The 20678-nt window shown below is 49.0% G+C and carries 22 protein-coding genes, 2 tRNA genes and 1 riboswitch; of the genes, 5 read left to right on the top strand and 19 right to left on the bottom strand.

Annotated features, from left to right (window positions below; genetic code table 11):
• Positions 1-4: 4 nt before the first annotated feature.
• The 3 genes from ACR9FF_RS19325 to ACR9FF_RS19335 are packed head-to-tail and all read right to left on the bottom strand — an operon-like array spanning position 5 to position 2149.
• Positions 5-400 (bottom strand): GntR family transcriptional regulator, encoded by a 396-nt coding sequence (locus ACR9FF_RS19325; RefSeq protein WP_127498563.1) that lies wholly within the window; start codon positions 398-400, stop codon positions 5-7.
• A gap of 44 nt (positions 401-444) precedes the next feature.
• Positions 445-1203: a DUF2705 family protein gene (locus tag ACR9FF_RS19330; protein ID WP_435163817.1), complete on the bottom strand. Its 759-nt coding sequence runs from the start codon at positions 1201-1203 to the stop codon at positions 445-447.
• Positions 1196-2149, bottom strand: coding sequence for an ATP-binding cassette domain-containing protein (locus ACR9FF_RS19335; RefSeq protein WP_435163820.1), 954 nt, complete (start codon positions 2147-2149; stop codon positions 1196-1198). The genes ACR9FF_RS19330 and ACR9FF_RS19335 overlap by 8 nt, the downstream gene beginning before the upstream one ends.
• A 173-nt stretch (positions 2150-2322) precedes the next feature.
• Between ACR9FF_RS19335 and ACR9FF_RS19340 the strand changes: the two genes are divergently transcribed.
• On the top strand, positions 2323-2847 hold the full coding sequence (locus ACR9FF_RS19340) for a DUF6886 family protein (RefSeq protein WP_435163823.1): 525 nt from the start codon (positions 2323-2325) through the stop codon (positions 2845-2847).
• Positions 2848-2911: 64 nt separating this feature from the next.
• On the opposite strand, the gene ACR9FF_RS19345 is transcribed toward ACR9FF_RS19340, so the two are convergent.
• Positions 2912-4690: a methyl-accepting chemotaxis protein gene (locus ACR9FF_RS19345; protein WP_127498572.1), complete on the bottom strand. Its 1779-nt coding sequence runs from the start codon at positions 4688-4690 to the stop codon at positions 2912-2914.
• Between the two features lie 92 nt (positions 4691-4782).
• A riboswitch (cyclic di-GMP riboswitch) is annotated at positions 4783-4870 on the bottom strand.
• A 170-nt stretch (positions 4871-5040) separates the two neighbouring features.
• Here ACR9FF_RS19345 and ACR9FF_RS19350 point away from each other — a divergent pair.
• The 3 genes from ACR9FF_RS19350 (at position 5041) to ACR9FF_RS19360 (ending at position 5492) form a co-directional block, all read left to right on the top strand.
• Positions 5041-5253, top strand: coding sequence for a YrzA family protein (locus ACR9FF_RS19350; protein ID WP_127498574.1), 213 nt, complete (start codon positions 5041-5043; stop codon positions 5251-5253).
• Between the two features lie 78 nt (positions 5254-5331).
• Positions 5332-5407: transfer RNA gene (locus tag ACR9FF_RS19355), tRNA-Thr, on the top strand.
• A gap of 8 nt (positions 5408-5415) precedes the next feature.
• Positions 5416-5492: transfer RNA gene (locus ACR9FF_RS19360), tRNA-Pro, on the top strand.
• 53 nt (positions 5493-5545) lie between these two features.
• On the opposite strand, the gene ACR9FF_RS19365 is transcribed toward ACR9FF_RS19360, so the two are convergent.
• The 5 genes from ACR9FF_RS19365 to ACR9FF_RS19385 all read right to left on the bottom strand — a co-directional run bounded on the left by ACR9FF_RS19365 (position 5546) and on the right by ACR9FF_RS19385 (position 9551).
• Positions 5546-6898: an aspartate aminotransferase family protein gene (locus tag ACR9FF_RS19365; RefSeq protein WP_435163826.1), complete on the bottom strand. Its 1353-nt coding sequence runs from the start codon at positions 6896-6898 to the stop codon at positions 5546-5548.
• Positions 6899-7127: 229 nt separating this feature from the next.
• Positions 7128-7553: an HIT family protein gene (locus ACR9FF_RS19370; protein WP_435163829.1), complete on the bottom strand. Its 426-nt coding sequence runs from the start codon at positions 7551-7553 to the stop codon at positions 7128-7130.
• Between the two features lie 4 nt (positions 7554-7557).
• Entirely contained in the window at positions 7558-8040 is a 483-nt protein-coding gene (locus ACR9FF_RS19375) for an NUDIX hydrolase (RefSeq protein WP_435163832.1), read from the bottom strand.
• A 15-nt stretch (positions 8041-8055) separates the two neighbouring features.
• Entirely contained in the window at positions 8056-8763 is a 708-nt protein-coding gene (locus ACR9FF_RS19380) for a class I SAM-dependent methyltransferase (protein ID WP_201001530.1), read from the bottom strand.
• A 65-nt stretch (positions 8764-8828) separates the two neighbouring features.
• Positions 8829-9551 carry a MerR family transcriptional regulator gene (locus ACR9FF_RS19385; RefSeq protein WP_435163836.1) on the bottom strand — a complete coding sequence of 241 codons (723 nt, stop codon included), beginning with the start codon at positions 9549-9551 and terminating at the stop codon, positions 8829-8831.
• Positions 9552-9719: 168 nt separating this feature from the next.
• Between ACR9FF_RS19385 and ACR9FF_RS19390 the strand changes: the two genes are divergently transcribed.
• Positions 9720-10376 carry a hypothetical protein gene (locus ACR9FF_RS19390; RefSeq protein ID WP_435163839.1) on the top strand — a complete coding sequence of 219 codons (657 nt, stop codon included), beginning with the start codon at positions 9720-9722 and terminating at the stop codon, positions 10374-10376.
• 116 nt (positions 10377-10492) lie between these two features.
• On the opposite strand, the gene ACR9FF_RS19395 is transcribed toward ACR9FF_RS19390, so the two are convergent.
• From ACR9FF_RS19395 to ACR9FF_RS19440, 10 genes are all read right to left on the bottom strand, one after another.
• Positions 10493-11863, bottom strand: a complete 1371-nt coding sequence (locus ACR9FF_RS19395) for an FAD-binding protein (RefSeq protein ID WP_435163842.1) — start codon at positions 11861-11863, stop codon at positions 10493-10495.
• A 17-nt stretch (positions 11864-11880) separates the two neighbouring features.
• Positions 11881-12246 (bottom strand): hypothetical protein, encoded by a 366-nt coding sequence (locus tag ACR9FF_RS19400; protein ID WP_435163845.1) that lies wholly within the window; start codon positions 12244-12246, stop codon positions 11881-11883.
• A gap of 110 nt (positions 12247-12356) precedes the next feature.
• A complete protein-coding gene (locus ACR9FF_RS19405) occupies positions 12357-13196 on the bottom strand; it encodes a DegV family protein (RefSeq protein WP_127499335.1) in 840 nt (279 codons plus the stop codon).
• Positions 13197-13364: 168 nt separating this feature from the next.
• Positions 13365-16427: a galactose-binding domain-containing protein gene (locus ACR9FF_RS19410; protein ID WP_127499337.1), complete on the bottom strand. Its 3063-nt coding sequence runs from the start codon at positions 16425-16427 to the stop codon at positions 13365-13367.
• 404 nt (positions 16428-16831) lie between these two features.
• Positions 16832-17107: a hypothetical protein gene (locus ACR9FF_RS19415; protein WP_435163850.1), complete on the bottom strand. Its 276-nt coding sequence runs from the start codon at positions 17105-17107 to the stop codon at positions 16832-16834.
• Positions 17108-17209: 102 nt separating this feature from the next.
• Positions 17210-17602: a DUF350 domain-containing protein gene (locus ACR9FF_RS19420; RefSeq protein WP_127499341.1), complete on the bottom strand. Its 393-nt coding sequence runs from the start codon at positions 17600-17602 to the stop codon at positions 17210-17212.
• Complete coding sequence (locus ACR9FF_RS19425) at positions 17599-18255, bottom strand: hypothetical protein (protein ID WP_127499343.1); 657 nt, start codon at positions 18253-18255, stop codon at positions 17599-17601. The genes ACR9FF_RS19420 and ACR9FF_RS19425 overlap by 4 nt, the downstream gene beginning before the upstream one ends.
• A complete protein-coding gene (locus ACR9FF_RS19430; protein ID WP_435163853.1) occupies positions 18230-19462 on the bottom strand; it encodes a glutathionylspermidine synthase family protein in 1233 nt (410 codons plus the stop codon). The genes ACR9FF_RS19425 and ACR9FF_RS19430 overlap by 26 nt, the downstream gene beginning before the upstream one ends.
• The gene (locus tag ACR9FF_RS19435; RefSeq protein ID WP_435163856.1) at positions 19459-20160 is read right to left on the bottom strand and encodes a hypothetical protein; all 702 of its coding nucleotides are present in this window, start codon (positions 20158-20160) and stop codon (positions 19459-19461) included. Before ACR9FF_RS19435 ends, ACR9FF_RS19430 begins: the two co-directional genes overlap by 4 nt.
• A 20-nt stretch (positions 20161-20180) precedes the next feature.
• Positions 20181-20384, bottom strand: coding sequence for a hypothetical protein (locus ACR9FF_RS19440; RefSeq protein WP_244935753.1), 204 nt, complete (start codon positions 20382-20384; stop codon positions 20181-20183).
• Positions 20385-20678 lie beyond the last annotated feature (294 nt).

The raw sequence follows: 20678 nt of genomic DNA on the forward strand, positions 1-20678 counted from the left end.
TCTCTTATTCACTCCTGTCGGTACGACTCTCCGCTTTGCCGTCTTTTACGGCATCCTTCACGATGGCCACGATGTCGTCCTTCTCGAAGCCAAGCTCCCTCATTCCCTGCACAAAGCGTTCGAGCAGCTCGCCCGCCATCTCTTTCTTGATTTGCATAATCGTCGACTCCCTACTCGTCACAAATCGGCCAAGTCCTCGTCTTGTCTCTACAATACCTTCCCGCTCCAGCTCCTGGAACGTACGTTGAATCGTATTGGGGTTAATCTGCAGCTCAAGGGCCATATCCCGCACCGATTCGATTTTATCCCCGGGATTTAATCTGCCGGTAATAATCTGCTTCTTCACATAGTTCATAATCTGAATATAAATCGGCATATTGTTGTCAAATACAATTGTCACGGGTCAAGATTCTCCTTTCCATCTGTCGGCCCCAAACGCCTCGCTTAAGCGATGTCGCGCTTCTTGAAAACGGCGAAGCTGACGGATAGGAACAGCGCCATATATACAAGCAGTATAACAATGGAAAAGGCTAGCGTCATCCCCTCAACCGGCACTGCGTCGCTGCGGTAGACCGACAGGTCCGTATTGGCGAACAGCAAATACTTCGTAATCGAATAACGGGACAGCAGCATAACCAGAAGACTGCCGACCATCATGGAGAAAATACCGATGCCGATTGCCGCACCGTTTGATTTTGTCAGAATGCCAATCATAAAGGTCAGCGTGACGAACACGATGGAGTAAACGGCCAGGCTCGCTATATTGCCAAGAAAATCCGTCCATGTCGATTCTCCCGCTCCGCCGCCGTATACGATATAACCGGCAACAACGGCAAACACGGCTGCGGTTACGACTAACGTCAGCGCGTAAAGCACGGAGACGATATATTTGGATGCTAAAATTTTGTGACGGCTTTGCGCCCGGATCAGGAGAAACTTAATGGTGCCGTAGCGGTATTCCTGCGTTACGCTGCCTGCCGCGGCAAGAACGGCAAGAACCGGAACAAGCTGGCCTGCGGCTTGCAGCATAATCGTGCCGGTCGCGAAATCAACCGTTGAATTCAGGCCGTCAGGAGACAATTTATAGAAAGCAAACGCTAAAATCGCGAAAACGGCAGCGAGAATGGCGTAAGCGACGAAGAACGACTTCTTTTTACTGAGCTTAAGCCACTCGTTAATTAACAATCCCGAAAAATTACGCAATGCGGTTACCCCCCGTCAGCTTCATAAACTCTTCTTCCAAGGTTGCGCGTACTTCCTCAATCCGGTAGATCGCAACGCCTTCGGCCGCAAGCTTCGCGACAATACCCGGAATTTGGTCATGCAGCAGCTTGATGGTAATCCGGTTCGTGAAGGAGTCGGCTTGCGTTACCTCAACCCCTTCGATCTGGCCGATCACTTCTTGCGCTTGCCGCGCGTTTCCTACCTGCATGGAGATGGTGAGCACCTTCTGCTTCGGCGATTCCGTCTCTCCGATGGAACGAGCCGTTACAAACCTGCCCTCCTGAATGACGATAACGCGGCTGCACATGAGCTCAATCTCGCTGAGCAAATGGCTGGAGACCAGAATCGCAATGCCTTCGGACTCCGCTATCCGCTTCAAATATTCGCGCATCTCCTTGATTCCCGCGGGATCGAGACCGTTTGTCGGCTCATCGAGAATGAGCAGCTTAGGCTCATGGAGCAGCGCTTGCGCGATGCCAAGTCGCTGGCGCATGCCAAGCGAATAGGCTTTTACCTTTTTGCCGAGCGCCTCCTGCATGCCGACCAGCTTCGTAACTTCCTCAATCCGGTCGTTGGTTACCCCCTCCGTCATCCTCTGGTATTGCTTCAAGTTGTCGTAGCCCGTCATATACGGGTAGAACTCGGGGTTCTCGATAATTCCTCCGACATGCCTAATCGCCTTCTCGAAGTTCGTCCGGACGCTTTGCCCGCAAATCCGCACATCCCCTTCCGACATTCCGATTAAGCCCACAATCATCCGCATCGTTGTTGTTTTGCCTGCCCCGTTTGGACCAAGCAATCCAACAACCTCTCCCTTTGCGATATCAAAGGATAATCCGTCTACAATCGCTTTGCTGCCGATCTTCTTCGTTAAACCGTCCAATTGAAGCACGATAGACGGATTCGTAATTTTTGCCGTTGTCATAGCGCCTCTCCCTTTTGTATTAGTGTTATAGTTGAATAGTACACTAGATCATTAGTGATGTAAAGAGGTTAAAACGAAAATATCCATTTTTTTACGAAAAATAGTTGTTAGCCTAAGGAGACTGTCCTAGAATAGATAAGCACTAACAACCGCTTTGATTGGAGGTTACGAGGATGAGGCTGTTTCATTTCAGCGAGGAAAGCGTTATTGACGTCTTTGTTCCCAGGGTAAAAGCCAACCGGACCGATATGCCGCCCGTTGTCTGGGCGATTGACGAGGAGCATCAATTCACGTTTTTCTTCCCGAGGGATTGTCCCCGGATCGTCTACACGAGATCGGAAGGATTAACCCCCGAAGAGGAACAAAGATTTTTCGGCACGACAGCCGCAAACATTGTTATTACCGTTGAGACCGGCTGGCATGAACGGATAAAGCAAACAACCTTGTACCGATACGAGCTGTCTCCGGAATCCTTCGAGCTATTCGACGAATACGCCGGTTACTACATATCCAAGGAAACCTTAGTCCCCCTTGCGGTAAAGCCGCTTCCCGATCTGCTTGGTCTCTTGGTAGAGCTTGGCATCGAGCTCCGCTTCACCCCGAATCTTCATCCGCTTAGAGAAGCTATTCAACAATCCTCCCTCCGTGACTATGGCATTCACCGGTTCCAGTATGCGCAAGCCGATACAAGACCTTGAAAAACGACAAAGGCTGTCCTCCCCGGAAGGAGAACAGCCTTTGTCTTTGCCTATAGGATTGGAATTAAACTTTAAAGATTGCCGCTTTTTCTTTGAGCTCATACGAGGATTGCTGCAGATTTTGCGCCATCCCTTGCAGATTGTCCGAAATGCTGTTCTGCTCGACGGACAAATGCCCCATCTGCTCCATCTTGCCATTTACCTCGGAGGAGGTATGCAAAAGCTTGTCCACCGCGGTCACGATATGCGTGATGCCGGTTGTAATTTCATTGATGGCCGTCGAAATCTCGCTGACTTGCTCGGACAACGTATGGCTCTGCTTCTCCAGTCCTTTGAACACGTCGCTTGCCGCCGTGGAGGCCTGCTTAGTGGAGAAGATCACCTCGGCGAAGGCGCCCATGCTCTTGCTGCTTGCCGCTACATCCTCTTGGATCAGGTACATTTCTTTCGATATGTTTTTGGAGATCTGATCGGTCTGACCCGACAGCTTGCGGATCTCCTCGGCTACAACTGCGAAGCCACGTCCATGCTCCCCTGCCCGCGCGGACTCAATCGATGCATTCAGCGACAGCAGATTCGTCTGCGTGTTGACATCCTGGATACTTTCCAGAAACTTCGATACGTTGCTGTAGCGTTCGGTAATGCGGTTAAAAGCTTCCGTTACCTGGTTGAATTGCTCAACCGTCTGGTTAACCATCTGGACAACGCCTTCCATATCCACCGAGCCGGTATGGGAATCGTCTCGCATCTGCTGCATGTCTTTGTTGATATAATCGCTCGACGCCGCAATTTCCTGCGAGCTTGCAGAGATCTGCTCCGTTACCGCCGAGATCGAAGTCGCATCGTCATATTGGGAAAGCAAAACGGTTGTTCCCAGATCGATCTGCCCTTTCACCTGCTCGGATGCCGTACGGTTGCGGGCGATCATATCGCCCATCTGGTTCGACATCTGGAGAACGGTCTGGCTTACGCCTAACGTGGCTTTGATGGTTGCTTTCAAATTATCGCCCATGGATGCTAGCGAACGGTCGATATCGCCAAACTCGTCTTTGCGGTCAAGCGTTAGGTTATATGTAAAATCATTATGCTGATAGGCTTGAATACGTCCCATAATGCCTTGAAGACCAGATCGGATGCTTCTGATCAAACCAATCGTGAACAGGAACGGAATGACGGCCAGAATAAGTACGTTAATCAGGATGATCATATTCGCCGTATCCACGCTTTTCGAGAGAACCTCATCCGTATGCGCCGCATCTACGGTAATCCGGGCGTTGACGTTCTGATTGGCGAACTCCAGCTCATTCAGATAAATATTGACGAGCCTAAGCACTAGCGCCGATTTCATCTCGGCCGTTACATTTTCAAACTGGGTAACATTCGAGCTCTTCAAGTCATTGTAGGCAATCTCGTAGATGTTCGCCTGACCAATGTAGGTCTGCTGCTCCTCTGCCGCAGGGAACATCTTGTCCAGCTTCTCGAATGTTGTCTTCAAATGCTCGATTTGTCCCGGCATATCGGCCAAACGTTCCTTCGGATCGACAACCTCCGCATTCTGGCTGTTATTGTTGTTCTCGATCGAGTTGATCATCATCAGAAGCGTTTGAAGCAGCGAATTAGAGATCCCTTCGTATTCGCGCTGCGCGCTAGTCAACGTATTCGCATTTTTGACGGCATGGGATACCGACAGATTTTGCGTGTAGATAAACGCGCCTGCCCCTACGTTAAACAAAGTGATGATACTGGTCAGCAGAAGCAGCCGCACACCGATCTTTCTTCTGCCCTCCACAAGCTGTTTTCTTGCACCTAGCCATTGCAATGCCTTCTTAACCCATTCCTTCATCCTCGTCGTCTCTCCTCGCTGTCACTGAAAAAAGAAAATAAGCTATCCGGCCATGGACGGGCGGATAGCTGTTTAAGGCACTATGTCCTGCGTCCGGCGGTCTGGCAGCCATCGCTTCTATGCAGCATTAGGCCCATAACTTTGCGTCCTTGCCTTTCGGCAAGTTTGCCTTTTTCAGTTTAATTACGCTATTTTCGACACAAGGACTAGTTTAGGATATATATACCTATTTGTAAACAAAAAATGGCTCAATTCCCAACACTGCGACTTTAGCCTCATCTCTCTTTGAATCGCTCTTCGAAGAAGTTATAATAGAATTCAAATAAAGACAGAGACGGGAGTAATAGACGATGGAATTCCGGTTGGATCTGATTGACGATAAAGTAGAATTTTTTGAAGCTAGCGATCTGCGCACGCTGGAGCTGAAGATCGAGCAGCAGATCGAGAACAATAAAGCGCTTCTTCTGCAGGTTCATCATGTTCAGCATCATGCTGCATTTAACGCCAATACGGGTAAAATGCTATACAGCGCCGTTGTTCATTTCAAGGCTAAGAAGCTCTAGAAAATCCTCTCAAAAAAAGTCTTGCATAATCCGTACAAGCTGTGGCATAATACGTTTTGTGCCCGACACAAACAATATGCCGGTGTAGCTCAGTTGGTAGAGCAACTGACTTGTAATCAGTAGGTCGTGGGTTCGACTCCTATCGCCGGCACCATTCTTTTCCGGGACGTAGCTCAGCTTGGTAGAGCACCTGGTTTGGGACCAGGGGGTCGCATGTTCAAATCGTGTCGTCCCGACCATAGAGCAAACACGGAAGCTTGATAGGAATCAGGCTTTTTTTGTTTTTCTTCTATTATATACGTTTGAACACATCCCTTAACGTCTGAATGATAAATGCCACATCCTCATCCGTAGAAGACAACGGCGGACTGATCGTAAGCACATTATTGTAGCCTGCGACGGTATCGCCGTTTTTACCTATTATAAGTCCTTTCGCTTTACACTCCCCTATGATCCGGACCACGCCAGAGAGCGGATAAGGCTCCTTCGTCTGTTTATCGCTGACTAGCTCAATGCCCATCAGAAAGCCAAAGCTGCGGATATCTCCGACTATCGGATGCTCTTTCAACTCAGATAAGCCCTCGATAAGCCGTTCGCCAAGCGTTGCCGACCGTTCCACCAGCTGTTCCCGCTCCAGAATCTCGAGATTTGCCAGGGCAAGAGCACAGGCTGCCGGCGCGCCGCCAAACGTATTCAGATGACGGAAATGGCTGTACATGTCTTTCCCTTTGAAGGATTCGTAAATGTCTTTGCGTACTGCCGTCGCCGACAATGGCAGATACCCGCTGGTTAATCCTTTCGCCATCGTAACGATATCCGGCTTGATGCCGTAATTCATATGGCCAAACTTGCGGCCCGAACGGCCAAAGCCGCAAATCACTTCGTCGATAATGAGCAGAACGCCGTACTTCGTGCAGATGTCCCTGACCTTCTCGAGATAGATAGGCTCAGGCACAAGGACTCCCCCGCCGGTAATCGCAGGTTCCATAATGACTGCCGCGATCGTCTCCTGCCCTTCCCATATAATCGTCTCTTCAATTGCCTGGGCGCATTGCAAATTAAACTGCTCGACCGTTATCCCTTCCGGACGCCGGTAGCTGTCCGGCGGACGAACATGAAGGAAACCTCCGGCAAGCGGTTCATACTTATATTTGCGCTGGGCTTGCCCGGTTGCGGCTAGAGCCCCCATCGAATTGCCATGGTATGCCCGGTATCGGGAAATAAACTTGTACCGGCTTGGGGCACCGGATTGCTCATGATATTGCCTTGCTATCTTGAAGGCTACTTCATTCGCGTCCGACCCGCTGTTCGAATAGAAGATGACATAATCATCCTCCAGCCATTCATTCAGCTTTTCCGCCAAGCGGATCGCCGGTTCGTGGCTTTGCGTCAGAGGATAGTAGGACATGGCTTTGAGCTGTTCATAAGCTGCGCGCGCCAGCTCCTCGCGGCCGTACCCCACATTCACGCACCAGAGACCGGACATCCCGTCCAAATACCGGTTACCCCGGCTATCCGTAATCCACGAGCCTTGTCCTTCCTTAACGACCATCGGAGGTGCCTGCTCGTTATAAGGCGTCATGGCATGCCATACATATTGACGGTCCTTGGCAATCAGATCCAAATCATCCTGGTTCGTTGACATCTCTATACACTCCTCTCCTGAATCCTAGCAGTACCATGCCGTAACCTTTTTTAAGCGCATAGAATTCAACCCCGTCACTCTTACATCTATGTCTAGTATAGGGGGGAATATTACCGTTTACATTAGACAGAATGTCACGAAGTACAGAGACTTTTTCAACCTGAACGTTACATAAAACCGGAGCAGACCCGGGCTGCTCCGGCTAGGAGTCGGCACATTTGGGCCGACCTTAACGCTGAGGCGTATCCTTAAGCCCCGATATGATACGAGCTCTGGTCTCACGCAGTCGCAATTCCGCGCCATGGGGAGTTTGCGGCTCGCTCCAGAAGAAGCCGTCTCCCTTGTATCTAGGGATTAGGTGCATATGATAATGCGTCAGATCGTTGAAGATACCGCCATTCTGGCAGATGCTAATCCCGTCCGGACGAAAGACTTCCTTCAAGGCGACGGACAGCTTCTGAGAAGCCGCCATAATGGCTTGAGCTGTCTCCGAATCAAGTTCATCTACATCAAGATAATGCTGCTTAGGCAAAATTAAGAGATGCCCTTCGTTAAACGGCGCAATGTCCAGCACGCAGGTCGCATACTCATTTTCGTAAACGATATGTAGATCTGGTTCCAATCCGTTAGCAATGCGGCAGCCTAAACAATCCATAAGGCTAGACATTCCTTTCCAGATTAATGACGAAGTCGGGTTTCGTAACGTAATCCATATAAGTGACCGTACCGTTAAAATCCAAATAAACCTGATACCTGGTCCGAATCGCCGGGGAATGGATCAAGTCAAGCACCTCCTCCTTCCGTACCCAGCGTACCTCCGAGGTTTCTTCGGAAGTTCGCAAAGAACCTCCTGCCGGGCGGCATATAAAATCCAGCATCAGCTTGGTCGGCACATCGGTTACGCCATCATGCCATTTGTACATGCAAGTATTCGAATATACGCCGATCATTTGCAAGACCACGCATGTGATCCCGCTTTCTTCCTCTATTTCACGCTTAAGAGCATCGGTCAGATTCTCCCCGACTTCCACCTGACCGCCGGGAAACACCCATCCGTCATGCTGGGTTTTCACAAGCAGGACATCTCCGCGCTCATTCGCCACTATACCGCCAACAGCCACAATATGAGTCGGCATCACCATACGTTTTTCCTCCCCTCAGCTTGTACGACGAACGATAAAAGTAAGCCAATTTCCCCGGTATTCGATGGACTTCCCGTATTTGATTTCCTGAACGGCCTGGGGAATAACCCGCTCCAACACAATCTCCCAACCGTTATAACATTCTCTCAAGAGATGAAAAGCATCGTCTGTCGACAGATTTAATTCTATTAATCCTTCCGCCACTACGCCGGTACTATGATCGAGCTCTTCGGTCTGCGTACTCATTAAGATTGCATGAATGCCGCGGGATCTTGTTCCTTCTATCATGCGGTCAATGACGGTTCGAAAAGCATCTACCGAGGAAACATGCTCTAACGAAGAGCAAGCAATAATATAGTCATAGGATTGCGCCGGAATCCGGTAATGCTCAATATCTGCAATTACGGCTTCAAGATTATTTTGAACCTCGTATTTTTCCGCGTTATCCCGTAAAATCTCGACAGCAGAAGGAAGGAGATCAACGGCCGTCACCTTTCCGTTACTCGCTTTGATCGCTTGCGCAATGGGAATCGCATTTCGTCCAACACCGCTGCCAAGGTCCAATACTCGCATCTGATTCGGATCCAGCAAGACGAAAGTGTCCATAATGGCTTTTACAGGTTTAGAGATCCAAGTTCCGGGAGCAAACAACTCATGCTCCGCATAAAACTTCTCATGGTACTTCATTTCTTCGGTTCTTGCCTGGAGAAATCTTGATTCCAAAGTAGATTCGCCTCTCTCTTTCTCTTAATCTCTTCATTCTCCCTATATTTCCCATAAAAAGCAACTCATTTCTCCCTTACGCCACGCTCATTTCTGCCTTTATCATCCAGCAAACGGTACAAATAATAGATCCCTCGCAGCTGTTCGCGAATGGTTGTATTCAAGTATTCGAGGGATTCCCGTGCTATACGGAGTGCATGCTCCGTATGGTCATGGTCAAGCTCCTGAATGACTTGGCGGATGACTTCAAGCGGTAAATTCGCAGCCCGCAATGTACCGATAATCCTAATCTTGCGGACCTCTGCGGAATGAAAAATGCGATATCCGCTTCCTTCATCTCGGGTTAGCTGAATTAGCCCAGCCTTCTCCCAGTGACGGATCGCAGAAGCTGGAATGGAGGTTTCGCTGGATACTTCGCCAATGGTCCAGTTCTTTTTGGAGGGCCGGATTTCAATATTATTCAGCCCCGCTGTCTCCAGAACTTGTACCGTTTGCTCCGCCATTTTCTTCTTTTGATTCAATTCGGCCTGACTCTCATTCACCGTCCACATTGCTTTATCCCATTCCCGCTCGAGAAGCAGCTTCGTCACTTTAACGGTTGTTTCCATGCCAAAGCCAATACGCATTGCCCGGATACACTCAAAATAAACGACATGCTCTTCTGTATAAATCCGATATCCATTAGACGCCCGTTCAACAGGAGGAATAATCCCCCACTCTTCATAATGACGAAGGGCATTTGTGCTGATACCGAGCCTGTTAGCTATTTCCGAAGGCTTAAACGGCATGATCCTCACCCTCACCTCATCAAGATTCAACTAAAACCTTAAAGCTGCACTTCAATGTATTGCATCTTGCACTCCATTGATTCTAAGAGGTTTCTCAACACAACCTTAACTATTGCATCCATGTTATACAATTCAATTGTTAATCGCAATATAGCAGGAGGAGATGCAATGGATCTTACAATCGCTGAAACGTTTTTCCGTATTTCAACCGCCGGGTCGGAAGCCCCGCTCTATTCTACGGCCGCAACAGAATTGCTTGATAGGAATCAGATGGCGGACTTATTGACGAGATACGGCACAGAAGAAAAGGCAACCGGCCCTGAGCTAGCCGCATCCTTTCTTGGAATGGGCATCTATGGACTGATAGCCGTCAAGCATATGGTCCTTTCGAAATATAACCGTGTGCTGGATTTATCACTCCATCATTTAAATGTCCAATATGAGAAAACCCCGGATGGCCGTGTACAGTTTGTGTTTAAGCTCGGAGAGGTGAGATGGGCGGAGTTGCCTCAGGTTGGACGTGAGGAAGCAATCATTGAGGAATGGAAGAAATACTTTCAGGAAGAGATAAATCCGATTATTGAAGCAACTGCCGCCGCGGCAGGCGTTAGAACGGATTTGATCTGGAACCAGTATGGCTCTTCAGGAGCTTTTACCATGGAATATGCGGACTCGATGTTCGAAGGAGAGGTATTGCAAAGATATAGGGATGACTTCTTGACTCTATGCAGCTTGCCCGGCTCCGTCTTCAACCGTAGAAAGAACCCTTTTCAACATACGCCAAGATACAGGGACAACCCTTATTTGCCTGGTCAAAAACGATGATTCGTTCAGCTTGCTGTATGTACGATAAGCGCGAAGGCGGGAGTAAGTGTTTTTATTGTCCTGTGATGGCGGAAGCAAAAAAGGGATAGCCGCGGCTATCCCTTTCCCAAAACAAATTACTTCGCCATAACGTATTCATTTATGAAATCGTTCCGGAATTTTCCATCCGGGTCGCATTCCAGCATCAACTCACGGAATTCCGGCAGCTTCTCAAACAGCGATTGGATTCGCTCCGCAGGCATCGTGAACACTTTGCCCCAATGCGGTCTTGCGTTAAACTTCTCCAGCTTGGCTTCGATAAGCGGCAGCACCTGCTTGACGGCTTCCCAGTCCGGTTTCCAGGTAAAATGGAAGCCCACGGTGTCCTGCTTATAGCTTGGACTTAACCATAACCGATCGGCAGCAATGGTACGAATCTCGGATATAAACAGCAGCGGGGAGATCTGCTCGCCAAGCTCGCTGATTGCGCAAATTGCTTCATAGGCATGCTCGCGGGCCACAAAATATTCCGTTTGCAGCTCTTCGCCGGCGCTTGGCGTGAAATCCATGCGGAAATGCGGCAGGCGTTCATGCCATGGGCCCGGCACGCCAAACTGCTCGCTGCAGTTTTCAGCCGTTTGCTCCGGTACCGGATGGCGCTTCGCTTCCGCGAGGCTGGCCCCGTAAAATTCCGCTTGCACATCCCCAGCCGAGCCCTCTTGAACCAGTCTCTTTTGCCACACTTGATTAATAGAAGAGCCTTTCCAATCCGTAAATAGACTAACGCTATAGGCACTGGAGTAAATGGCATCAAAGTTATTCTCAACCTGCGCCAGCGGAAGAAGATCATAGACATATTGACTAATCTCAAAAGATGGCTGAATGTCTAGCGTAATAGCTGTTACAACGCCTAAAGCTCCTAAGCCAACGACGGCTCCATGAAACTTCCCGTCCTCGTCATCCCGGGTAAATACGGCGATTGTTCCGTCCGCTTTTACGATTTCAAGGGCATAAACAGCCGTTGCCAGGTTACCGTTCCGGTCACCGGAGCCATGAGTTGACGTTGCGATAGCGCCCGCTATCGTAATATGAGGCAGAGAAGCCAGATTATGGAGCGCGTAACCTTCCTGATGCAAATATTCGCCCAGGTCCCCGTAACGAATGCCGCCTTCTACTTTTACGCGGTTATTTACCTTATCCAATTCAAGTACGCGATTCATCTTCTGAAGCGATACCAGGCTTGCATGCGAATCCGCGATTCCGTTAAAGGAATGTCTCGAACCCAGCACTCTCAGCTTGCCGTTTCGCACAACAATCTCCTGCACTTGTTCCACATTCTCGGGATAGAGATATTCCAAGGCATTATACGTGTAATTGCCCGCCCAATTTTTCTCTTTTGCCACAACCTGCACTCTCCAGTCATTCAAGATGATAAAGCCTATCTTATAGTCATTAACCGCCAGTTCTCCTTTTCCTGCTCCGGAAAAAAATAAAATAACCGGCCCCATAGAGACCGGTTACCTCTTTACAGCATGAACTCCTTCATTTCGCCGCGCTCTAGCACCGCTTCGAATTCGTCATCGTCCATCTGATTTATTTCATCGATACGCGCAATTAGCAGCTTACCCGCTTCAAGGAGCTCCGGCCGATATTCAAAAATCCGCTTTATCTCTTCGGTTAGCCTTGCCGCAGTCCACTCTGTTGGCGTATCCGTCTCTGTCACTTGATCAATCGTCCATTCACGGCTCTGAAAGCTGAAGCTAAGCCTTGCGCTGATGCTCTCTTCCAAGCCTTCCAGCTGCATAACCAAAGTATTGTCCAGCATCTGCAGGCCCTGAGGCAATGCATGATATTCGAACCCCTTCTCTATTAACGAAGAAATACGGATCAATCCAATCGACTCCCCCCATAAAACTCGTCAATATGATATCAAATATTCGCGAAAAATCAACAAAATTCGTCAAAAAAAGCTGCCTCTATTCATTAGAGACAGCCTCTTGCTCACTCCGCGCAATACATGAAGCCTATAGCCCCGGGGCCGGTATGAGTCGTAATAACCGGAGTTGCCGGGCGAATACGGACTGGCGTTGCCGTAATCCGGCTAATCTCTTCCCGAAGCCGCTCGGCTAAGGAAAGATTATCGGCATGCGAGATTCCGATCTCGGTTATCTCTTTGCCTTCGGTATCGCTCTTGAAACGTTCCATTAAGCTCTTAATAATCTGGGATGAAGTCCGAACCTTGGTAATCGGCGTATAGACGCCTTCCTGCAGCATCGCAATCGGCTTAATGCTGAGCACCGAGCTGATCCAGCCCTTTGCTTTGCCGATACGGCCGCCTTTTACCAGATTTTCCAATGTGTCTACAACAACTAATAATGATGTGTTTTCTAACATACTCTTTAATCTCGTTATGATTTGCTGGACCGTGTGTCCTTCTCTAGCAAGCTTAGCCGCTTCGATGACTTGAAACCCAAGCGCTTGGGAGATCATTTGAGAGTCAATAACGATAACATGGCTTGCGGACATCTCGGCAGCGGCGCTGGCCGACGCAAAGGTACCGCTTAGACCGCTTGTCATATGAATGGAAATAATCGTGTCGCCATTCTTGCCGAGCCGGTCGTACGTATCGAGAAATACGCCAACGGCAGGCTGCGAGGTTTTCGGGAGCTCGGAGGCCATTTTCATTTTTTGAATAAAATCAAGCGGAAAAATCGTTACGTTATCTTCGTACGTCTCCCCGTCAACATACACCGACAGAGGAATGACCTCCACTTCATGCTGGTCGAGCAGTTCCTTGGGTAAATCCGTTGTGGAATCGGTAACAATCCTGATGCCGGGCATAAATAGCCTCCTATGATAATTCATATTTCGTAAGCATGCTTATTAAAGATAAACTTGTGAACAATACGTAAAGCTATGAAAATGGTTTCAATATTTTATAATGGAATATAAAGGGAAAAAGAAACAACCCAGCTAAGCCAGCCGGGTTGTTCTGTTCCTGCCTATGGATCACCAGTTATTTCCGGAGCCCGTTACGGTAAAGCTGCTTGAGGTATTGGAAAACTTGCCGGATGGCGCGCCGTTTACCGTATTATTGTTAAAGACGGAGCTGCCGGTTGCGGTTCCACGAATATACACCCCGTAAGTTCCTGAATTGGAAATCGTGTTCGAAGCATACGTGACCGAAATGCTTGGAGCCGGTTCTTCAATAAAAATACCGCTGTAGATGCTGTCCTGAATGGTATTGCCGGATACGGCAACCGTCAGATTTTGGGCTTTGCCCGTATTATTCAGCCAATACGCCCAGATTGCACCGATTTGATAGCCGTAATCTTTATGATAGGAACCCGTCCGAATCAGTACGTTATCTTGCACAGTCAGCGTTCCCGTCATCGAAGGAGGATTAAAATTGGTTCCAAACGAAATGCCAGAACCGTTAACTACCGTATCGGTCAGCAGATTGCCGATCACCTTGTTGTCTTTGCCGCCGTAAATAGCAATGTTGTTCGCGAGAGTAGGAATTTGAACCGTATTGTAGCTGAACGTATTGTTCGTATCCAAATAAGTATCGGACCACATCGCCAGTCCGTCATCACCGCTGTTGCGGACCGAGTTATTCGTCACCGTTGTATTGGATGTCCCGTAATGAAGATTCAGTCCGTCCGCCCATACATCACGGATTCTGGAATTCGAGATTGTTGCGTTATTCGTCTGGTTGGTCAGCCAGAAGCCCACCTTCGCATGCTCAATCCATAGATTCGTCAGAGTGGAATTCGTTCCGTTGCCTTCCACGCCGGATACGCCGTTGTAATCATCGCGGATGAGATCGTTCGCGCTGATTTTGAAGTCGGAGATCGTGACGTTGCCCCCGCGCAGATACAGCCCCGCATAGTTGCCGGACAAAGTCGAATACCAGATGCCAGCGCCTTTCATCGAGACGCCGCTGTCGAGATACAGCCTCGTACCGCTGCCGTCATAACCCGCGCCTTTATTCCCGTTATTCAAGTTAAAAGTACCCGCGGGAATCCATACGCCTTTATAGGCTCCGCCGGAGTTTTTCACCGCATTGATGGCATTGTTGAAGGCTGTTGTATCATCGGCACCGTCATTGGCCACGGCGCCGTAACTGGTGATGGATACGTAATTGGAAGGCATCGTCAGCGCAGCCGGAATGGCTTCCGTTTCGATCAGATCGATAGTCACATTGGCCGTGGAGCTGAAGTTCAGGTTCGATGCATTCCGCTGCAGCTTGATAATCGTACCTGCCGGGTACTCCTGATCCAGCACAACCGATACTTCGTCATACAGATGATGCGGCGTTGTTGGCGTGGCATTTGGGTTATTCGACCAGCGGATCTCCCCGCCTTCCGTTCCCCAAGCCCCGTAGTTCCAGCTGTATTTGGAAGTCAGATTGATATCTTTGAATAATGTGCCTCCAATGTACATGCTGATGGCCGAGTCAATGCCGGTTCCTGCCGCGTTATCGGGAATGGAGTAACGGATCGTTACGCCTTTTGCAGCCTTCGCTAATGTAAACTGCACGTATTGGCCAGCAGCTGCAAGCTGTACGGCTTTCCGGCCGGAAGCTTCCGAAGCAAGACTGCCAAAGGTCGTATTCGGCCCAATAACCGTTCCCGTATACGTCACCGACTCCGCTTCGTACGTATCATAAGGCATTGTTGCTCCATAAGTTCCGGATGGCGGAGGAGTTACCGGAGGCGTCTCTACAATCGCTACATCGATTTTGTCGATATTCACATTGCCGGTGTCGGTTGTATCGTACTTGTACATGATGGTGTTGTTGCCGGCATTTAACGTGACCGTATCGGCTTTTGTGCTCCAGGAATCCCAGTTTGCGGTTGCCGGAAGGGAAGTTTGCAATGCTTTTGTTCCGTTCGCATAGAGACTAAGCGTTTGCGCTGCCGTTGAACCGTTTGCATATTTTAACGTAACCGTATAGCTGCCTGCCGCTGCCACGTTTACATTAAAGGTTGCGGAAGCATTGCCTTTATTGGTGTCAATAAATCCTCCAACAAAGCCGGTCCCACTGTAACCCGCGTGATCCGTTGCAACGGATGCACCGCCGGACAATACGGCTGCCTCTGCTTCATAGGTTCCCGCCGGAGAAGTTGGCGGCGTTACGGTCCCTCCGCTTCCATATACCTCAAGCTCGGAGAGCTGCCCGCCTGTAGAACCGGAATTCGCAGTAACGTTTACTCGGACATATCTGGCTGACGCCGCCGCAAAGGAAAGCGTTACCATATTGCCGGAAGACGGGTTAAACGTGTACGTATTGGAAGACGCCACGGTATTAAAGGTATTATTATCGGCGCTTGCCGCAATAGATAAAGTCTGTGTTCTCGTTCCCCAGGCTGCCGGAAGCTTAAGGACAACGGAGTTTATGCTTTGCGCGCTTCCAAGATCAACTGTAAGGGTGTTTGGATACGAATTAGCCGCGCCTTCGTAATACGTGGAAGGGTTTCCGTCCACGGCATTGGTTGCCGCGAACCCGGTGTAATTATTGTTCGATGCAATCGGCTTGTTCAGTGCCAAGTTCGTTCCTGATGGCGTTGTGCCAGAGGAAGTATCACTGACGACGATATTGTCCAAATTCACATTGCCGGAATCAGCGGTATCGAATTTATACGTGATCGTATTGCTGCCCGAATTCAAGGATACGGTCTCGGTTTGAGTGGACCAGCTGTTCCAGTCCGCCGTTGCCGGAAGCGAGATTTGCTTCAGCTTCGTGCCGTTAACGTACAAGCTTAATGTTCTCGCCGAGCCTGTTCCGTTGGAATATCTTAACGCTGTGGTGTAGCTGCCTGCCGCACTTGCACTTACTGCAAAAGCGGTTGCTGCATTGCCTTTATTCACATCCGTATATCCTCCAACAAAGCCGGAACCGGCATAGCCTGTATGGTCGGTCGCAACAACCACGCCGCCGGAGCGGGCTGCCGATTCCGCTTCGTAGGTTGCGGATGCTGCGGATACAACCGCGGAATAAGGGAACTGAAGAACTAATAAAGCCAGGGTGAGTACGTAAATAAACAGCCTTCTTGTTTTTCCGGGCATGAGAATACCTCCATTAGTTTAGGGTCTGAACCGTTAACGAACGCTTCCTCCTCCCTTGTAGGCTAACTCCATAAGCCATTGTAGAAATCTCCTCCCGTCCCGGACTACCACGCCAGTGACTTCTAAGGTAAAAATTGTGACCTGGAGAAATGAAATAGAAAAGAAAATACCATCTATACGCCAATTCTGCGTGTAGATGGTATTCCGCTTTCATTATAAACCGTTAGTTTGTTTCTTCTTTCTTAAAAGGGTCCGCTTCGTTCCCCTTCCCATCTAAATAAACGGAAGCTTCGCCGTCGCTGTAGCTCCAATAAAGATTATGGTTGATCTCAAACAGATGAAGATTTAGCTTATTTGGCGCTTGATCAATCTTGTATCCCTTACGCTGCAGCGAATCGATAATCTCATCGGTATTTTAACGACAGCCTTTCTTGCCTGACTTCCCCCGACTTATCAAAAAGCACCGCATATTGCTGGCCGCTTTGATCTTCGGCTACCGTAATAAACGGACTCGAGAAATAGGGCAGCGCGGCAACCTCGGTTAGATCTAGCGCTTTCAGCTTTTCTTCATACCCTTCAGGGATGTACAATTCGTCTCCGGCTACATCGCCTTTGTTAGAGGAACAGCCTGCTAAGCTTATGATGGCAACCATGATGAGAATTGTCCAAATTTTTCTCATTGATCATGCTCCTCTTTTTCAGGATTACATGGTTATTGACGTTTATTATAATAAAATAGTTACAAAAAAAGGAAGCCGATTCAATATCGGCTTCCCCGTTAACTAAATGATTAAGCTGCTGACAGCAAAGCTTGTTCCTATAAAAACGAAACACAGAAGCGCTCCAATAGCGATATTCCCCTTCTGCAAATGCTCTGAGATTCTAATACCCGGCGTTACCAGCTCGAAAATCCAATAAGAAGCCACAAGAATAAAGTATCCCACCAGGAACCACAGCATCATGTTCCAAATGGACGTATTCGTATAAGCCGCAACGCCTATGATGAGTGCCGTGGACAAAAATTTCCCGCCAAACGCGAGTCCTACGGCCATATTTCCTTTCTTTAATTCCTCCAGATCGTTAAACGGCGTCATCAAGCTAAAGAACAGCATCCCTGCCAGTTGCAAAATAATAATGACGACCACGCTGACAACAAGATTGATTACAACGGTCATTGCGCCCACCCCCGGAATTTCGAATACACCTGATCGTAGTCATCGTACAGATGCACCTGCTCGATCGTTACTTTAACCTTCGACTTCGACTTGAGAGACGCATACTTCTCATCGCTGATCGGCTGCTTGACGACATTGCCCGACGGCAGCGTGATAACGGCAAACTCGCGTGTTTTACCGGCGTTCTCCGTCTTGTATACGCCAATCAAATCAACTTCGGTTTGAATCGATTCCTTTAAATTGCCGAGGTCTGCCAAGGCGCTCTTCTCATCCTTAAAAGATTTCAACGTACTCCAGGAAGACAGCTTGATCTGGCTGCGTCTATCATTGTCCGTCGTTAACATCGCATCCATGTATTGAAGAATCCATACCTTATCTCCCGTTGCATAGTTGCCGTCATTAGGAAGGAGCGTATTGTCCGGAATGATCGTCATATCGCTCCCGACAAGGTCGCCAACCTCCTCTTGTACGACCCGGTAATCCCATGGCACATTCCTTACCGGATTAACTTGGGTTGCGGAAGCAACGGCCGTATCTTGGGAAGACGAATAATTACTGGTGCTGGTGCTATACACGTAATCCGGATTATTCGTGCATGAGCTAAGAATGAAGCAAAACAGCAGCGTACTAGCGATTATCGTTAATTTCTTCATCGGGTTCCAACACTCCAATCGGGATAAAATGACTTGAATTGCCGGTAATAGGTCCCCCGGCACGTCCAAGAAGTCCAGCCGTCTCTCCGTTGATCATAAACATGCCAACCAAAAGGTGCAGCTCTCCGGCCGCGGTGCGTATGCGGGACAGCCCGGTTCTTTTCTGATACACGACGGGAAATAATTCGCTGGTATCAAACGCCTCTTGATCCTCCATCTCCAGTTCGCCCGACTGATCGAATATCTTGACCGAACCGCCTTCGCGCCCAAACATTGATTTGGATACAAAATCCCCATTAAACACAGGCTTGTTGTAAGTTGGCAGCATATACCGCCCGATCGTTTCGCGTTCTTGTTTATCGAATAGAACATCCAGCTCATATAATCCCCATGCCGCGGCTTGCAGACCTTTCGATTGAAGCAGGATGCTATGGACGGAATTGAACAGGTGCAAGTAACCTTTTTCTACCGCATAAGCCAATGCTTCTCCGCCGTCGTCATGCGCCATCCATTCCTTCGGATAAAGAGCGAACATTCGATGGATCGGTTTTCCTTGACCGTTTTTTAAAATGCCGTCGTCCACCCATAGGTCTAAGCAATCCTCTAATTGAACGTTTAGGCCGCTATGCTTGGCTAAGGCTTCTATCGTCCCGGAATCTTCCAAGTGCGAGCCGTACGCGACGCAAGCAACCGTATCGGGCTTCTCAATTGCCCAGGCGGATGCGACTAACTCCTTCATTCTGCCGTTAACGCTCCGGATCCCGGCCAGCTCGCACAACCACGGCGTTGCGATAGACGCTTCCACATAACCGGTAGGCGTATCCGCGTTTAGCTCCAGCATCTTGATGCTGCCGTCAGGAGAAACGGCGTAATCGAATCTAGCGTACCTGCTCATTACACCCTTCTCCGGCATAGGCAACAAGTCTATTAAATCCCACAATAGGGTCGGAATGCCGATCAGCTGGTATAAATCATGTTTGCCGTGTATGTAACGAGCGGTTTTGTCCAGAATGAGCCAAAGCTCCCTTGAAGCTTGTTCAAGCTCTTCATAAATAGCCCGGTTCATCCCGACAACCTGATCAATCCAGTAGTTCTCCGACTCCAGATCCGCCCAGGCAAATCCCATTTCCTTCAAAATATCAACCTTGCGGTTCCGGTCTGTTTCCGGCTCTCCAATGACAGTGAATATCTCCGTTGTTGTCGTCATCCTCCAAATCCTCCCGAAGAAATAGAGCTGGAATGAGAGCTGGAGGAGCTTGAAGAAGAGCTGAATCCGCTGGATTTGCCGCCGATGCCGCCAGGCGAAGACGAGGTGGAACGGCGGGTAACCGAGCCGGTGGAATTGGAAGTCTTAGGCGGCGATACCGTTGAACCTACAACCGGCTTGTTCTGGAATTTCCCGTTGGAATAGCTTTTTGGCTCATATGGACGTGTGCTGCCGTAATAGTAGGAACGATGGGAGGAAGCCCAGGTTTGCGAAGAATACGAACTGCCGTTGTTGAACAGCAGATGATAAAGCATCAGGTCATCCCAGCCAAAGCCCGACGATTGATGAACAATCGTTGTACTCCCGCCGGAACCGCTGCCGGCCGTCACTTGAGGACTCTCGTGCGCTGCTTCTTTGTCCAGCTCTTTATCCGATGGCAGCGGCAGATTCCAGTCAACGGCAGGGTCATAGTAACGCTTGACGGCCTCGCTTGACCATTCCACCAGCTTGGGACCTGATGCCGAGCTGGATACCGTTGGAGTTGGGGTTGGCGATTCAGCCGAGCTTGTTGTTCCGGCGTGAGCCGGCACGGCTGCCAGATTCGCCAGCAAAGCGATACCAAGCGAAGTGGACAGGACCTTGAGAGGAATCCCTTCTTTGATCGTTTTTAACGAATCCGTTGTTTTATCTTCTTGCATATCGAATCCCCTCTTTCCGTCTATTTGTTATTCATCTTTACAACCAGAAGCTCCAGCTGCCCGGCGTCCAGGTTCAGCTTCCCTTCCAGTGTCTGATACTCTTCCCCATGAACGGTCAGATAGTTAACATGCTCAAGCGTCGCGATCATGGCTGCATCCCACTCCCGTTCATCCACTAGCTTTAACCCCCGCTCCGAATCTTTTACAAACAGGACTACCCGCATCTGTTTACGTGCCCCTTTCAGTTGGATGTTCATTGTATACGACGATCGCAAATGGACGTTTCAATTTTTTGGAAGCAAAATATTTACCCGTAAAATAAAAAAAGCACCATCACTTTAAACGTGATCGTGCTCTACTAGCTGTGTCCGCTTAAATGGGAATGACTTTCCGAATTGTAGCATGAAATATTTGGGAAAATAATAGTCCGAAATAACTATTTCCTCTAATTGGAATTGTTGTTTAGTTCTAAACCAATCTAAAAAAATCCGAAACATCTCCCTATGGATAACCGTCTA

Origin of the sequence: Paenibacillus glycanilyticus (assembly GCF_051200795.1) — a bacterium.
In the GTDB taxonomy this organism is placed as follows: domain Bacteria; phylum Bacillota; class Bacilli; order Paenibacillales; family Paenibacillaceae; genus Pristimantibacillus; species Pristimantibacillus glycanilyticus.